Raw genomic sequence first — 13582 nt, 5'->3', positions numbered from 1 at the left:
ATGGCGAGGGGTGGCACGGCCCAGTGGCGCGAGCCCTTCTTCCTGTTGTCGCCGGGCGTCGCCTTCCTGGTGCTCGCCTTCTTCTTTCCCGCCTTCCAGATGCTGGTTCTCAGCTTCCTCGGCAAGGGCGGCCTTGCCGACGGCCTGACGCTGGAGCACTACCGCAAGCTCGTCGCCGACGACTTCTATCTCGGCGTCGCCTGGCGCACCTTCGCGCTCTCCATCGTCATCACCGCCTCAAGCCTCGTCATCGGCTTTCCGCTCGCCGTCATCATGTCGCGGGCCGGCCCGGGCGTGCGCCGCCTCCTCATCGTCCTCATCGTGCTGCCGCTGATGACCAGCGTCGTCATCCGCACCTTCGGCTGGCTCGTCATCCTCGGCCCCGGCGGCGGGCTGAGCTGGGCGCTGAAGAGCCTCGGCCTCATCGATCGGCAGATATCGCTGATGCACACGGAGGCCGGCATCGTCGTCGCCATGGTCCAGGTGCTTCTCCCCTTCCTGGTGCTGACGACGCTCGGCAGCCTCAACAGGATCCCGCCCGACCTCGACCGCGCGGTCCGCACCATGGGCGCCGGCTTCTTCCGGGCGCTCTGGCACGTCACCCTGCCGCTGTCGGTGCCCGGCCTCGTCTCCGGCTCGCTGCTGGTCTTTGCGCTCTCCATCAGTTCCTTCATCACCCCGTCGCTGGTCGGCGGCGTCCGCCTTCCGGTGATGGCCGGCAGCATCTACCAGCAGGTCACCGGCTCCTTCGACTGGAACTTTGCCGCCGTCCTTTCCGTCACGCTCCTTGCCGCCACGCTGGCGCTCATCGTGCCCTACATGATGGCGTCGGCGCGCATGGGGGGCCGGCAATGATCGGCGCCGTTCCCGGCTGGGTCCGCCCCCTCGCCGTCCTCTTCGTGATCGCCATTGCCATCTTCATGCTGGCACCGCTGGTCGTCGTCGTCGCCAGCTCCGTCTCGGCGAGCGAGTTCCTGGTGTTCCCGCCGCGCGGGCTGTCCGGGCGCTGGTATGCCGAGGTGCTGCAGTCCGACGCCTATCTGTCGGCCGCCTGGACGAGCCTGTTGCTCGCGCTCATGACCGTCGCCCTGTCGCTCAGCCTCGGCACCGCGGCAGCCCTCGCCCTCGCCCGCTTCCGCATTCCCGGACGCGCCTTCATTTCGTCCCTCTTCCTGTCGCCGCTGATCCTGCCCTCGCTGATCTTTGCCATCGGCCTCCTGATGGTCTTCAGCATCTACGGCAACGGCCCGTCCCTCTTCGGTCTCGTCATCGGCCACACGGTGATCACGCTTCCTTACGTGATCCGCACGGTGACGGCCTCTCTCGCCGACATGGACCCGCATCTCGACGAGGCGGCGCGGATGATGGGCGCGCGCTGGTGGCAGCGCTATTTCCTCGTCATCCTGCCGCAATGCCGCACCGGCATGGCGGCCGGCGCCTTCTTTGCCTTCAACATCTCCTTCGACGACGCGGTGGTCGCCCTCTTCATGCGCGCCCCCGACGTCGAGACCCTGCCGATGCGCATCTACTCGACGCTGGAGTTCAGCCCCGACCCGTCCGTCGCGGCGGTGTCCACCATCATGATCGCCATGACCGCGGTCCTCGTGCTCCTGCTCGACCGCATCTTCGGCCTGTCGAAAATCATGTAGCCGGAGTTGCCGAGCCCATGAGCCACCTCGTCATATCCGCCGCCACCAAGACCTTCGGCGCCTTCACTGCGCTGCACGAGATCGCGCTGACGGCGGAACGGGGCGACTTCGTCGCGCTCCTCGGCCCCAGCGGCTGCGGCAAGAGCACGCTTTTGCGCATCATCGCCGGCCTTGAGACGCCCGACGCCGGGACCATCGAGATCGCCGGCCGCGACGTGACGAGGCTGGCGCCGGAAAAGCGCAACGTCGCCCTGATGTTCCAGAGCTACGCCCTGCTGCCGCACATGACAGTGACGGAAAACGTCCGCTTTCCCCTGCGCATGAAGGGTGGCCTTCCCCGCACCGACCAGGACGAAAAGGTCGAGGAGGCCCTCGGCCTCGTCCAGCTCCACGACCTCGGCGGGCGTTATCCGCGCCAGCTCTCCGGCGGCCAGCAGCAGCGGGTGGCGCTCGCCCGGGCCATTGTCGCCGAGCCGGACGTGCTCCTCCTCGACGAGCCGCTCTCCAACCTCGATGCGCGCCTGCGCGAAGACATGCAGGTCGAGCTGAAGCGCCTGCACCAGACGCTGGGCCTCACCACCGTCTTCGTCACCCACGACCAGACCGAGGCGCTCGCGCTCGCCGACACCGTCGTCTTGATGAATGCCGGCCGCATCGAGCGAAAGGACAGCCCGGAAGGCATCTACCGCAATCCCGGCACCGTCTTTGCCGCCGACTTCATCGGCGGCGCCAACATCCTGACCATCACCGTGCGCCGCAGCGAACACGGCTGGAGCGGCACCCTTGCCGACGGCACGCCGATCCCGCTCGGCGATTTTTCCGGCCTTGCCCCCGGCAGGCACCGCTTCATGCTGCGCAAGGAGCAGGTCTCGGTGAGCCCCTCCGATACCGGCCTCATCGCCATCTCCGGCACGCTTGAGGCCCGCAACTTCCTCGGCGGCGTGACGCGCTCGGCCGTGCGCGCCGGCGGCCAGCAGATCATCGCCGTCGGCGACGTCACAGAGCCGCTGGCGATCGGCGGCGAGGTCACGATCGGCTGGCGCCGCGAGGACCTCGTGCCGCTGGCCGAGACGGCCGCGCGATAACCGGCGTCCCCGCCCCGGCGAACAACAGGCAAGCCATGGGCTTGCAGCGGGTTCCAACGACAGACGAAACCAACTAGATTGCCCTGCCATCATGCCGCGGCCGGCGACGGCGCAGGCGAAAAACGCGATAACCGTCGCCGCCAGGCCGCCGAACACCGCAAGGCTCTGACACCGCAGGGAGGACCGCCCCCATGAAACTTCTGAAGCACGCCCTTGTCGCCGGCATCTGCGCCGTTGCGCTCGCCGGCACGGCAAACGCCGAGACCCGCGTCACCTACAAGTCCGCCAAGTCTTCGTCGTCCTACTACCAGATGGGCGTCCAGATCGCCGAGGCGGTCAAGGCCGGCACCAACGGCGACATCATCGTCACCGTGGAGGAGAGCCAGGGCTCGGTCCAGAACGTCATGGAAGCGGCCGTGCGCACCGGCAACTACGTCTTCACGACGCCGCCGGCGCTGGTCGAGCTCGCCCACAATGGCAAGGCGATGTTCGAGGGCAAGGCCAACCCGAAATTCGACGAGATCCGCGCCCTCTTCCCGATCCCGTCCCTGACCATGCATTTCGTCATGCGCGCCGACACCGGCGCCAAGTCCATCTCCGACCTCGCCGGCAAGAGCATCCTCCTCGGCAAGGGCTCGTTCGGCGCCCGCGAAGGCGCGAAGTATCTGAAGATCTTCGACCTTGAGGACAAGGTGGCGCTGGCCAGCGTCGAGCTCAACGCCGCCGTTGCCGCGCTGAAGAACAAGCAGATCGACGGCTTCGTCACCGCCGGCTCCTACCCGGCCCCGAACGTCATCGAGGCCGCTGCCAGCACCGGCGTCACCCTGATCTCCATGACCGACGACGAGGTCGGCCGCACCAAGCGCACCAAGCTCGTCATCCCTGCCGGCACCTATGCCGGTGTCGACACCGACACCGTCACCACCTCGCTGCCGGTGATCGCCTACACCACGACCGACATGGACGACGCCACCGCCTATGAGCTGACCAAGACCTATTGGGAAGAAAAGGCCAAGATGGGCGACGCCAATCCGTGGTGGAAGGGCGTCGACGGCGAGATGGTCGCCAACATCTACGGCAAGATCCATCCGGGCGCGTTGAAGTACTACGACGAGGCCGGCATCGCCGTGCCCGAACGCTCCCGCTGATCCGGCCGGCCGTCCGCGCCCGCCGTTAAGAGTACCCAAACGTGATCCATTCCCTGACGCTCCGGAGCCGCATTTTCTTTGCGGCCCTCGGGGCGGCATCCATTGCCTTCCATCTCGGCCTCATCTTCTACGGCCTCGCCCCGAACCTGATCGCGCGGCCCATCCACATGATGCTGGCCCTGCCCTTCGTGTTCCTGTTCGCGGCCAAGGGGATGGCAAGCCGCATCACCGGCAGCGTGTTCCTCGCCGCCGGCCTCTTCTGCTGCGCCTGGATCGTCGTCAATCAGGAAAGCCTCGGCGACCAGTACGGCTCGCTCTACGGCACCTACCAGATCGCCATCGCCTCGGTGCTGCTGCTGGTGGTGCTTGAGATGGCGCGCCGGGCCATCGGCTGGCCGCTGCCGCTGGTCGCGGCGCTTGCCCTTGCCTACGGCCTCCTCGGCCAGTATCTGCCCGGCGAATTCGGCCATCCCGGCCTTCCCGTCGCCAGCTTCCTCGGCACGCTGACCATTGCGGAGGGCGGCGTCTGGGGCAGCCTCACCGGCATCTCGGTCAACATCGTCGCCGTCTTCATCATCATGGGCGCCGTGCTGAATGCCGGCGAGGCCGGCCAGGGTTTTATGAACTTGGCCGCTGCCGCGGCCGGTCGCCTGACGGGAGGCGCCGCGAAAGTCTCGGTGCTGTCCTCCGCCCTCTTCGGCTCGATCTCCGGCTCTGCCTCGGCCAATGTCGCCTCCACAGGCGCCGTCACCCTGCCGGCCATGAAGCGCCTCGGCTATCCGCCGGCACTCGCCGGTGCGGTCGAAGCGGTCGCGTCCTCCGGCGGCCAGATCATGCCACCGCTGATGGGCGCCGGCGCCTTCGTCATGGTGGAACTCACCGGCACGCCCTATACCGGCATCATCGCCGCCGCCTTCCTGCCGGCGATCCTGTACTTCCTCGCCGTCTGGGTCGGCATCAACGCCTTCGCACAGCGCCACGAGCTGCCCGGCCTGTCGGAGGCCGACCGGCCGGCGCCGAAGACCGTGCTGATCACCACCGCGTTCTTCGCCGTCCCCTTCTTCGTCCTCCTGGAACGCATGTTCATCGGCGACTACACGCCGCAATACGCGGCAAGCGTCGCCATCCTGGCCGCCTTCGTCATGCTGTTCTTCGACGCAAGGCTGACGCTCTCGGTCCCGCGCACCGTCGCGCGGCTGGAAGAGGTCGCGCTCAACACCGGCAAGCAGGTGGCGGTCGTCGCTTCGATTATCCTGTGCGCCAGCATCGTCATCGGCGTCCTCGGCCAGACCGGCCTCGGCGTCAAGATCACGTCGCTGATCCTCTCGGCGTCCAGCGACATGCTGTGGCCGGCCCTGCTCCTGACGGCGCTCGCCTGCCTGATCCTCGGCATGGAGGTGCCGACAACGGCGGCCTACGTCATCTGCGTGTCCGTCGCCGGGCCGGCACTGCAGGAACTGGGGCTGGAGCCGCTGCAGGCGCATCTCTTCGTGTTCTGGTTCGCACTGCTGTCGACCATCACGCCGCCGGTCTGCGGCGCGGTCTTCATTGCGGCGGGAATGGTCGGGGAGGACTGGCTGAAGGTCGCCGGGCGCGCCATGCTTCTCGGCGTCGGGCTCTATCTGATCCCGCTCGGCATGATCGCCAACCCGGCGCTCATCGGCTTTGCAGCGGCGCCTTTCATGGCGATCCTCGCCGCCGTCAAGATCGGCGTCGCGCTCTCCGCCATCTCCTTCGGCATCATCGCGCCGCGGGTGTGGTGGCAGAGGGTCGGCCTCGTCGCCGTCGGCGCGGTGCTGCTTTTCATCTGAGGACTGGCGTCGGGAGACGCCCCGGGTCTAGACCCCGTTGCCCTCGGTGACCGGGGTCGTGGCGTCAGGGTTCGTCACCGCCGCTTCGTCGACGATGCTGTCCATGGAGAACATCAGTCCCGCTGCGACGATGACGGCGAGCGCCAGTCCGGCAACGAGGATGATCAGGGCGCGGTGGCCGCTGCGTCCCTGCTTGGCGTCACGTTCCTTCAATTCGGTCATTGGGCGACTCCTTGATGTCGTTCAAGACAATGGAAGTAACGCGGCGCAACGCCAATCGTTCCCCGTTTTTATTTCGAATGCCGCCGCAAGTAAAAAGGGGCGCCCGCGAACGGACGCCCCCAAGAAATGCTGGAGGATTTATTTTTATTTGATGGCGGAAGCTTCCTCATTGAGGAGATCGACGGTGGCGTCGGCATCGCGCACGCCGTCGGCATATTCGCGGACCAGCCGGTTGACGAGACCGGAGTTGATGATCTTGGAGGCGAGCGAAAGCTGGCCTTCGGCGACGCCCCAGCGGGTGCCGACCGAAAGGCCGTCGACCATCGCCTGGATCGTCTCGGCCGGATAGAGCTCACCGAGCGGGGCGCGGCGGTCGACGCCGACCTCAAGCCCGGCCCAGCCGTCCACATAGTCGGACTTGCCTTCCGCCGAGCCGGTGCGCACGGGGAAGAAGCCCTCCGGCGCGATCGACAGCATGTCCATGTAGCCGTCCGACATCATGAACTTGACGAATTCCATCGCCGCATCGGTCTTGGCGTCGGTGGTGATGCCGAAGACGGTGAGCTCGACCCAGGTCGCCCCCTCCGGGTTGGACGGGCCGGCAAGGCCGGTCAGCACCTCGGTGTCGTCGGAGAGCGCCCGCGTCGTCGGATCGTCGTTGATGGCGACCGGGGCGGCATCGCGCAGGCCCGCCATCTCATCGAGGATGAACGGCGACCAGAAGGTGAATTCCACCGAGCCGTTGAAATAGGTCTCGCGGGTCTGCTTCCAGTAGAGCTCGCCCTCCGGGCTCATCGACTTGAGCTCCTTGTAGAAGTCGAGCACTTCCTTGGTCTTTTCCCGGTCGAAGTCGACCGTGCCGTCTTCCTTGACGGGGCTGACGCCGTTGGCGAGGAAGAGCTGCTCCAGGGTCTGGCTCATGAAGCCTTCGTCGACCTTGGTGGCGACGGCAAAGCCATGCACCTTCGGCGGGTTGTCGAGCGCCTTGGCGGCAGCAAGCACGGTTTCGAACGAGGTCGGCTGCTTCAGGCCCAGCTCCTCGAACCGGCTCTTGCGGTAGATGGTGATATAGGGCCAGGCCGAGAACGGCACCGCGGCGGCAACCCCGTCGCTCTCCGTCATGCCGAGGACGCCTTCGGAAAAGGTGCCGCGGCCGAGGTCTTCCACGACGTCGTTGTTGGTGTCGATGTCGAGGATGCCCTCTTCGGCCCAGGGAAGCACGTCGCCGATCGGCATCATGATGACGTCCGGCAGGTCGCCGGCGGCATAGGCCGCGGTCGCCCGCGGGCCGAGCTCGTTCTCCTCGACCGGGACGATCTCCACGGTGTGGCCGGTCTTCTTGGTGAAGGCATCGGCGACGGCGCGCTGGATCTCCATCCGCTTCGGCTGGACCTCCTGGGTCCAGTAGACGATGTTCTCGGCCAGCGCACCGGACGTAAAGACGGTCAGGGCGATTGCCGAAATGCCCATCTTGAGCATGTTTTTCATGGACTTCCTCCTGCTTTGCTAAACGCGTAGGCGCTCAGATTGATTTCTTCCGGTCGGGCATCGACCGCCTGCCAGTCTCCTTCGCAGAGCGTCGCGGTCGCCGGTTCCGGGCCGCCCGCGATCAAGAGCCTGATCCCGGCCACACCCGAAACGCGGCCCTGCCAGCCAGTGTCGTCCCGGCGGAACGCCACCTCAACCGACGTCCCGTCCGGCAGCGAGAAGGTCAACGCTCCGGACGCTTCCGGCGTGACCAGCAGGGCAAGGGTCGAAAAGTCGGTCTCGTCCGTGCAAGCCGCCGGCTCCACCAGAGGCACCATGGCCCCGTCGCGGAGGAACAGCGGCATATTGGCAAGGTCGAGACCTTTCTCCGAAACCCATTGGCCGCCCCCGCACCAGCGGCCTGAGCGCAGATCCAGCCAGCGGGAGCCGCGCGGCAGATAGTATTCCACATCGCCCGCCGCATTGAACACCGGCGAGACGAGGAGCGCATCGCCGAGCATGTACTGGCCGTCGATGAGCCGCGCGCCCGGATCGTCCGGGAACTCCAGATGGAGCGCGCGGATCACCGGCAGCCCCTCCTCGTGGGCAACCGTTGCCAGATGGTGGAGATAGGGCAGCAGCCGCATCCGGAATTTGGCGAAATCGCGCACGATCGCGCACGCCCGCTCGCCGAACTCCCAGGGCTCGCGCGGCGTCGTGCCGTGGAACCGGGAGTGGCTGGAGAGGAGCCCGAACTGGGCCCAGCGGGTATAGAGCTCTTCCGACGGCGGTGCGCCGGCAAAGCCGCCGATGTCGTGGCTCCAGAACGGCACGCCGGAAAGCCCGTAGCTGAGCCCGGCCTTCAGCGAAGCGCTCATCGCCTGCCAGGAGGTTGTCGGATCGCCGCCCCAATGGATGGGATAGGCCTGGCCGCCGGCCCAGCCGGAGCGGCCCCAGATGACGAAGTCGCCGGTGAAGCGCTCGGTCGCCTCGGCGACGGCCTTTTGGAACAGGAGCGGATAGATGTTGTGGACGTCGCGGCCCGTGCGCCCGTCATGGAACTGCACGTCGTCGGGCACGTCCTCGCCGAAATCGGTCTTGAAGACGGCAACGCCCTCCTTCAGCCGATCTGTGAGGAGCCCCTGATACCAGGCGACGGCCTCAGGATTGGTGAAGTCGATCAGCGTTCCGGGAGGCGCGATCGGGTGCTTGAAGACGTGCTTCAGCGTGCCGACGCCGCGAAAGCCCGGCTCGTCGTGGCAGGGCTGAGGCAGGGTCGTCGGCACGATCGCCGGCGTCCCGTCGGGCGAGGTGCACAGATAGCCCTTCGCCTGGGCCTCCTCGAACAGCGGCGATTTTTCCGAGATGTACGGGTAGAGCCAGAGGCTGGTGCGGAATCCCTTGGCGCGCAGTTCCGCGAGCCTCTCGGCCGGATCGGGAAAGCGGTCGTCGTCCCATTGCAGGTCGGACAGCCGGTTTCCGTACATCCAGTAGGAGTCGGGCGCTGCAACGTCGCAGGGGATGTCGTGGGAGCGGTAGCCCTCGGCCGCGGCGAACAGCGTCTCCCAGCGCTCGAAATAGAACCGCGACATCCAGATGCCGAAGGTCCACAGCGGCGGCACCGGCGCAAAGCCCGTCAGCTCCGCATAGCGCTTCAGGATCGTCTTCGGATCGGGCCCGTCGATGACGAAGAAATCGAGCTCGGAAGCATCGACCTCCACGCGATAGGACAGGATCGACAGCCGCGGCTCGCCGACGTCGTGGCGCAGCTTGCGCGTGGTGTTGAAGAGGACGCCGTAGCCGCGCGTGTTCAGGAAGAACGGCACGTTCTTGTAGGCCGCTTCCGAAGTGGCGCCGCCGGCATTGGAGTTCGACGAGGTGATCGTCAGACCGCGCTTGTCGAAATTGCAGAATTTCTCGCCATAGCCGAGGAAATGGTCGTCCGGCTCGACCCGGAACGAGGTCGCGGTGAAGGCCTCGGCAACCTCGACCGGCTCCACCCGCATCGCCCCCTTCTGGGTCATGTCCTGGGTGCTGGTCGACAGAAGCACCCGGCCGCTGTCGTCGGCGACGCGGAAGTCGAATTTTTCCGGATCGAGGGTGACCGTCAGGCCCCCGCCGGCGACGGCGTTGTCGGAAAGCCTGGTCGCGGCAAGCGGTTCGTCGGGAAGCGTGAGGGTCGGCAGCGGCGAGACGTCGTCCGGCGACCCCAGGCGCAGGCGGGCAACGCCAGGCGCCGGAAACGACACCCTCAGCGAGACCGGACTGCCGTCGCTGGCACGCGACATCATCACCGTCTCGTTGGGCATCGCGGCGTTTTCAACCTGATTCAGCATCGAGCATCCAAAAACGTTTTTGTTTTTTATTATCTGAAATCACTCGGAAAAATGAAATTTGACGGAGCGATTTCGATTTGATAGAAACAATTACCGAAAACGTTTTTGGAGTCAAGTCAAAAACCACGACTCCAAGGGCCTCAGAAGGGTAGGATCGGGCCGCCAGAGGATCGCGACCGGTCGGACGGCACTGGGGTAACGACGTCAGGGAGGGCAGGAATGACCAGAAGGATCGCCGCAACGTCGGCACACCGGACCAGGCACGGCGCCCCAGGCTGCCGGCCGCGCCGCGCCGGCGCCTGACGCTGCCGGCCGCGTTGCCCCCGTGAACATCACCGAATTCGCCCGCCATCTGGGCCTGTCCATCTCCACGGTCTCGCGCGCCCTCAACGGCTACGAGGACGTCAAGCCGGAGACGCGCGAACTGGTGCTGCGTTCCGCGGAACGCCTCGGCTATGTGCCGAATGCGGCAAGTCGCCGCCTCAGGCGCAAGAAGCGGCTGGAAACGGTCGGCTTCGTCGCCCCCCGCCACGACCGCGAATTCCTCAGCCCCGTTCTCCTCGAAACCCTCACCGGCCTCGACACCGTGCTTGAGGAAAAGGGCCTCAACCTCAACGTCCTCTCGCTCCACGCCGAGGAGGACGAGCTGAAGAGCATAAAGTCGCAGGTCGTCTCCGGCGCCGTCGATGCGCTGATCCTCAGCCGCACCCGCCGCTTCGACCCGCGCGTCTCCTACCTCAATTCCGTCGGCTTTCCCTTCGTCACCTTCGGCTGCACGGAAACGGACGAGGACTACCGCTATGTGGAGATCGACCATTACTGCGCCGGCGAGGCCTCGGTGCGCCACCTGACCGGCCTCGGCCACCGCCGCATCGCCCTCCTCAACGGCCCCGAGGAGTTCATGCTCCACCACCGCCGGCGCCAGGGCTACGAGGCCGCCATGGCCGCCGCCGGCTGCCCGCTCGATGCCGATCTGGTACGCCACTCGGACCCGAGCCCGCAGGCCTCGCGCGCCGCCGCAAGAGAGCTTCTCAGCCTCGACGATCGCCCGAGCGCCATCGTCTGCGCCTCCGACCACATGGCCCACGGCGTCTATGCCGTTGCCGCCGAGCTTGGCATTGAGGTGGGCCCCGGGTTATCCATCATTGGTTGCGACGACATCTCGTCGTCCGACGTGCTCGCACCGCCGCTGACGACGGCAACGGCGGACCGTTACCGCGCCGGCAAGGCGCTCGCCGAACTGCTGCTTGCCGAGGGCGATTCCGCCCTCCGGAACACGCGACTGGACATGACGCTCGTCGTTCGAAAATCGACCGCGCCCTTCAAGGGAACATCGCCATGACGGATGCAGCCAGCCGACCCGCCCGCAACGCCAAGGCCCCGCCAGCAAGAGGCCCGCTCGCAAGGGCCGAGGCCGGCCTTGCCCGGATCATGCTGTTTCCCTCCGTCTTCATCGTCGCGGCCATCGTCCTGTTCCCGCTCCTCGCCAATTTCTGGATTTCCTTCAAGCCGGTGACCCTCGGCGACCTCAGGCCGCCCTCCGTGCTCCTCTCCGACCGGGTGCGCGCCACCGACACCGGCTTCACCACCGAATGGCGCCTGCGCAACACCTCGCGGACAGCCGCCATCACGAACGTCGTCGTCGGTGCAAGGGTCGATCCCGCCTGGACGCTGGAAGAGCTGCCGGAGAACTGCGAGAGGACGCCGGAACGCCTGACCTGCAAGCTGGAAGAGCTGCCGCCGGCGACCCGCATCCGCATCCGGTTTGCCTTTGCCGCGCCGCCGGATGCCGCCGAAAAGGCCGACGCCTGGGAACCGACCGCTACCGGCGACTCGGAGAACATCCTCACCAACGCCAGCTTCACGCTGGAAAACTTCCGCGAGGCGTTCAGCGCCCGCGAATTCTGGACGGTGCTGCGCGTCACCTTCGTCTACACGATCTTCGGCACGCTCGCGGCAATCATCCTCGGCCTCTTTGCTGCCCTCCTTCTCGACCGCGACTTCCGTGGCCGCGGCATCCTCAGGGGCCTCTTCCTCTTTCCCTATGTCGCCCCGGTGATCGCGGTCGCCTTTGCCTGGGTGATCCTGCTCGATCCCTTCTCCGGCTCGGTCAATGCGTATCTCAAGGAGGCCGGCGTCCTCGACGGCGCCGTCAACTTCCTCGGCACCCGCTCCGTCGAGATCGGGCTCTTCGGCATCACCATCGACTTCCCGGTGGCGCTCTCCACCGTCATCGCCTTTGAGGCCTGGCGTTATTTCCCGCTGTCGTTCCTCTTCATCCTTGCCCGCATGCAGTCGATCAACACCGAGATGTTCGAGGCCGCCCGGGTCGACGGCGCGAGCCCCTTCCAGATCTTCCGCTACATCTCCATCCCACAGCTCATCGGCATCATGTCGGTGCTGTTCCTGTTGCGCTTCATCTGGACCTTCAACAAGTTCGACGACATCTTCCTTCTGACAGGCGGCGCCTCCGGCACCCGCACCCTCGTCGTCGACGTCTACGAGCAGGCCTTTGCGATCTCCAATCTCGGCGCCGGCGCCGCCGTTGCCGTCGTCGTCTTCATGGTGCTGCTGACCTTCTCGCTGCTGTTCTTCAGGATCATGCCGAAGGAGGAATTGTGATGGCCGCGCTCCGCCATTCCCTCGTCATGACGGCCCTTACCGGCATCTTCTGGGGCTGGGTCGTCGCCACCTGCCTTGCCGTCGCAATGACCCTCTTTTCCGGCCAGATCCTCTCCGTCGACCTGGTCTCGGCCGGCGCCGGCGGGCTTAGTGCCGCCGGCGTCTATCACTTCTGGAAAAAGGGCTGGCTGTCCTTTGCCGCACAGGCCGTCGTCGCCGCCGACATCCTCGTGACCCTCGACGGCAACGCCCCCCTCGGCGCCCCGCTGACCGGATCGCCGGCAACGAGCGCCATCATCATCGTCGTCTTCGGCCTCGTCACCGCCCTTGTTGTGCGCGCCTGCCTTGCCGGCATGCCGAAGGGCGTGCTGTCGCGCAGCCTCTTCGAGACCCACCTGATCCGCTCGATGATCGGCTTCGGCTACGTCTTCTTCACCGCCATCGTGCTGTTGCCCTTCTACATCATGCTGATGACCAGCCTGAAGAGCCAGCAGTCCCTGATGTCCAACCCGCTCGACTATTCCATCGACCTCGGCGCCGGCATCGAGACCCTCTTCCGGTCCTATATCGAGCTCTTTGCCGTCTACGATTTCGGCACGTTCTTGATGAACACCGCCTTCGTCTCGGTGATGACGGTGGCGATCACGTTGCTCTTTTGCGTGCCCGGCGCCTATGCCGTCGCCCGCCTCAGGTTTCGCGGCCGCAAGGCGCTGTCGCGCTCCATCCTGATGATCTACATGGTCCCGGCCATCGTGCTGGTGATCCCGCTCTATGCGGTGTTCTCCCAGCTCGGGCTCCGGAACACCCATCTCGGCCTCCTCATCGTCTATCCGGCGACCACGGTGCCCGTCGCGCTCTACATGCTGCAGGGCTATTTCAAGGGCCTTCCCTTCGAGCTGGAGGAGGCCGGGCTGATGGACGGCCTCAATCGCTGGCAGGTGATTTTAAAGATCACCCTGCCGCTCGCCATGCCGGCGATGGCCACCGTCTCCCTCTACGTCTTCATGATCGCCTGGAACGAGTTCCTGTTCGCCTTCATGTTCCTCGACGACACCTCGCTCTTCACCCTGTCGCGCGGCATCGTCAGCCTCAATTCGTCGGAAGTGCCGCGCCAGCACCTGATGGCCGGCGCGGTGATCGCCACCATTCCCGTCCTCGTCCTCTTCCTCTGGTTCGAGCGCTTCCTGGTGCAGGGCCTCGCCGCGGGCGGCGTCAAGGGATGATCCCAGTTGTTTGGAGTTA

Annotated in this window: 12 protein-coding genes; 8 read left to right on the top strand and 4 right to left on the bottom strand. The window is 66.1% G+C overall.

Translation table 11 applies throughout. The features are described from left to right. The 5 genes from M2319_RS01350 to M2319_RS01330 all read left to right on the top strand — a co-directional run bounded on the left by M2319_RS01350 (nt 1) and on the right by M2319_RS01330 (nt 5693). A complete protein-coding gene (locus M2319_RS01350; RefSeq protein ID WP_264599632.1) occupies nt 1-855 on the top strand; it encodes an ABC transporter permease in 855 nt (284 codons plus the stop codon). Beyond that, entirely contained in the window at nt 852-1649 is a 798-nt protein-coding gene (locus M2319_RS01345) for an ABC transporter permease (protein WP_264599631.1), read from the top strand. The genes M2319_RS01350 and M2319_RS01345 overlap by 4 nt, the downstream gene beginning before the upstream one ends. A 17-nt stretch (nt 1650-1666) precedes the next feature. Beyond that, nucleotides 1667-2734, top strand: coding sequence for an ABC transporter ATP-binding protein (locus M2319_RS01340; RefSeq protein WP_264599630.1), 1068 nt, complete (start codon nt 1667-1669; stop codon nt 2732-2734). Between the two features lie 191 nt (nt 2735-2925). Then, on the top strand, nt 2926-3882 hold the full coding sequence (locus tag M2319_RS01335; RefSeq protein ID WP_264599629.1) for a TAXI family TRAP transporter solute-binding subunit: 957 nt from the start codon (nt 2926-2928) through the stop codon (nt 3880-3882). A gap of 41 nt (nt 3883-3923) precedes the next feature. After that, nucleotides 3924-5693: a TRAP transporter permease gene (locus M2319_RS01330; protein WP_264599628.1), complete on the top strand. Its 1770-nt coding sequence runs from the start codon at nt 3924-3926 to the stop codon at nt 5691-5693. Nucleotides 5694-5720: 27 nt separating this feature from the next. Here the strand turns inward: M2319_RS01330 and M2319_RS01325 are convergent, their stop codons facing one another. From M2319_RS01325 to M2319_RS01310, 4 genes are all read right to left on the bottom strand, one after another. Continuing rightward, on the bottom strand, nt 5721-5915 hold the full coding sequence (locus M2319_RS01325; protein WP_264599627.1) for a hypothetical protein: 195 nt from the start codon (nt 5913-5915) through the stop codon (nt 5721-5723). A gap of 144 nt (nt 5916-6059) precedes the next feature. Next, on the bottom strand, nt 6060-7403 hold the full coding sequence (locus M2319_RS01320) for an ABC transporter substrate-binding protein (RefSeq protein ID WP_264599626.1): 1344 nt from the start codon (nt 7401-7403) through the stop codon (nt 6060-6062). Further along, nucleotides 7400-9718 (bottom strand): TIM-barrel domain-containing protein, encoded by a 2319-nt coding sequence (locus M2319_RS01315; protein ID WP_264599625.1) that lies wholly within the window; start codon nt 9716-9718, stop codon nt 7400-7402. Before M2319_RS01315 ends, M2319_RS01320 begins: the two co-directional genes overlap by 4 nt. Continuing rightward, nucleotides 9702-10070 carry a hypothetical protein gene (locus tag M2319_RS01310; RefSeq protein WP_264599624.1) on the bottom strand — a complete coding sequence of 123 codons (369 nt, stop codon included), beginning with the start codon at nt 10068-10070 and terminating at the stop codon, nt 9702-9704. The genes M2319_RS01315 and M2319_RS01310 overlap by 17 nt, the downstream gene beginning before the upstream one ends. On the opposite strand from M2319_RS01310, the gene M2319_RS01305 reads away from it, so the two are divergent. Genes M2319_RS01305 through M2319_RS01295 form a run of 3 tightly spaced genes read left to right on the top strand, consistent with a single transcriptional unit; the run spans nt 10044 to nt 13563 of the window. Next, nucleotides 10044-11060, top strand: a complete 1017-nt coding sequence (locus M2319_RS01305; RefSeq protein WP_264599623.1) for a LacI family DNA-binding transcriptional regulator — start codon at nt 10044-10046, stop codon at nt 11058-11060. The two genes, M2319_RS01310 and M2319_RS01305, sit on opposite strands and share 27 nt — an antisense overlap. Further along, nucleotides 11057-12340 (top strand): carbohydrate ABC transporter permease, encoded by a 1284-nt coding sequence (locus tag M2319_RS01300; RefSeq protein ID WP_264599622.1) that lies wholly within the window; start codon nt 11057-11059, stop codon nt 12338-12340. Before M2319_RS01305 ends, M2319_RS01300 begins: the two co-directional genes overlap by 4 nt. After that, on the top strand, nt 12340-13563 hold the full coding sequence (locus M2319_RS01295; protein WP_264599621.1) for a carbohydrate ABC transporter permease: 1224 nt from the start codon (nt 12340-12342) through the stop codon (nt 13561-13563). Before M2319_RS01300 ends, M2319_RS01295 begins: the two co-directional genes overlap by 1 nt. The last annotated feature ends 19 nt before the right edge of the window (nt 13564-13582 follow it).

This window comes from Rhodobium gokarnense (genome assembly GCF_025961475.1).
In the GTDB taxonomy this organism is placed as follows: Bacteria; Pseudomonadota; Alphaproteobacteria; order Rhizobiales; family Rhodobiaceae; genus Rhodobium; species Rhodobium gokarnense.
Note: the sequence above shows the minus strand (reverse complement) of the source record. Positions and strands in the feature narration are given on the sequence as shown.

What these genes read in the sequence shown, in the direction of transcription:
- M2319_RS01345 (WP_264599631.1), top strand. Translation starts at nt 852, where the DNA reads ATGATCGGCGCCGTTCCCGGCTGGGTCCGCCCCCTCGCCGTCCTCTTC.
- M2319_RS01320 (WP_264599626.1), bottom strand. Translation starts at nt 7,403, where the DNA reads ATGAAAAACATGCTCAAGATGGGCATTTCGGCAATCGCCCTGACCGTC.
- M2319_RS01340 (WP_264599630.1), top strand. Translation starts at nt 1,667, where the DNA reads ATGAGCCACCTCGTCATATCCGCCGCCACCAAGACCTTCGGCGCCTTC.
- M2319_RS01350 (WP_264599632.1), top strand. Translation starts at nt 1, where the DNA reads ATGGCGAGGGGTGGCACGGCCCAGTGGCGCGAGCCCTTCTTCCTGTTG.
- M2319_RS01315 (WP_264599625.1), bottom strand. Translation starts at nt 9,718, where the DNA reads ATGCTGAATCAGGTTGAAAACGCCGCGATGCCCAACGAGACGGTGATG.
- M2319_RS01295 (WP_264599621.1), top strand. Translation starts at nt 12,340, where the DNA reads ATGGCCGCGCTCCGCCATTCCCTCGTCATGACGGCCCTTACCGGCATC.
- M2319_RS01310 (WP_264599624.1), bottom strand. Translation starts at nt 10,070, where the DNA reads ATGGCGGGCGAATTCGGTGATGTTCACGGGGGCAACGCGGCCGGCAGC.
- M2319_RS01335 (WP_264599629.1), top strand. Translation starts at nt 2,926, where the DNA reads ATGAAACTTCTGAAGCACGCCCTTGTCGCCGGCATCTGCGCCGTTGCG.
- M2319_RS01300 (WP_264599622.1), top strand. Translation starts at nt 11,057, where the DNA reads ATGACGGATGCAGCCAGCCGACCCGCCCGCAACGCCAAGGCCCCGCCA.
- M2319_RS01325 (WP_264599627.1), bottom strand. Translation starts at nt 5,915, where the DNA reads ATGACCGAATTGAAGGAACGTGACGCCAAGCAGGGACGCAGCGGCCAC.